Annotated in this window: 1 protein-coding gene; it reads right to left on the reverse strand. The window is 44.1% G+C overall.

Going from position 1 to position 1,041, the window contains the following annotated elements; all coding sequences use genetic code 11:
- Nucleotides 1-7 precede the first annotated feature (7 nt).
- A protein-coding gene (locus GPLA_RS23250; protein ID WP_407636151.1) for an IS630 family transposase occupies nucleotides 8-1,037 on the reverse strand; the annotation gives its coding sequence in 2 pieces (ribosomal slippage) (nucleotides 8-583 and nucleotides 585-1,037; 1,029 coding nt in all).
- Between the last annotated feature and the right edge of the window lie 4 nt (nucleotides 1,038-1,041).

Below are 1,041 nucleotides of genomic sequence, written 5' to 3' on the forward strand. Positions count from 1 at the left end.
ACATTAATTAATTAACCACTTTAATCCAGCTTCTCGAACACAGTGTTTTCACTTGTTGGATATCTGCTACAAAGTGATTCCACGCATCTGAGCATGCATTGACAATGTCGCTGTATCCATTAAAGCAGCGATTCGCTAAACAGTGTTGACGGAGCCAACTCCATACTTGCTCTATTGGGTTTAACTCAGGCGAATATGGCGGGAGTTTTATAATACTTAGGTTAACGATATCTTTGGCAATATCATCCGTATGCCAACCCGCCCCATCCATTATCACCACCGCATGCCGTTCAGGCTCGGTGCGTTTGGATATCAACTCAAGATGTTGTTGCATTATCTCTTTGTTAACCCAAGGCGCAATCAATGCTTCAGTTTCTCCTGTTGCAGGGCATACTGCTCCAAATAGATACGCGTATTCAAATTGCTGTTGCTTCACAACGCGGGGCCGGCTGCCTTTGGTTGCCCAGATACGAGTTGTGGTATTTTGCTGGCCAAACCTTGCTTCGTCCTGAAACCATATATCTACCCTTTTTAGCGCTATATGACCTGGGATCCTCTGGATCAATTCAATTTGGAATTTTTTTAAACTCATCTTGGGCTGATTGTGATTGCTTCGGATGCTTTGAGCGACTGGTTATCCATGAAAAACCTAATTCATGCATCAAGCGATAAACATTGGATATTTGGTAAGTGACGGCGAATTTATCAGATAAGAACTGCTGAACATGAGACGCTTGTAGGCGACCACCCGTCTCAGACTGACGAAACTGTTCAATATAAGCCGCTAGTTCTTTGAGTTGCTTGGTCGTTAGTTTAGATTGCCGTCCTGGTGGTGATTTGCTATCCAAGCCTGACATACCACTTTGAAGAAAGTTGGCGACCCATTTATTGACGCTTCCTCTGCTAACTTTAAGTACTCTGGCGATAGCAGCACGATCCATTCCGTCTTTAAAATGGGCTAACGCTAGTAGCCTTATCCGTCGTCTTCCATTTGTTTCTCGCTTAGCGAGTCCTGCAAAATCTATCTCTCGAAGCATCGGT

The organism is Paraglaciecola polaris LMG 21857 (genome assembly GCF_000315055.1).
GTDB lineage: Bacteria > Pseudomonadota > Gammaproteobacteria > Enterobacterales > Alteromonadaceae > Paraglaciecola > Paraglaciecola polaris.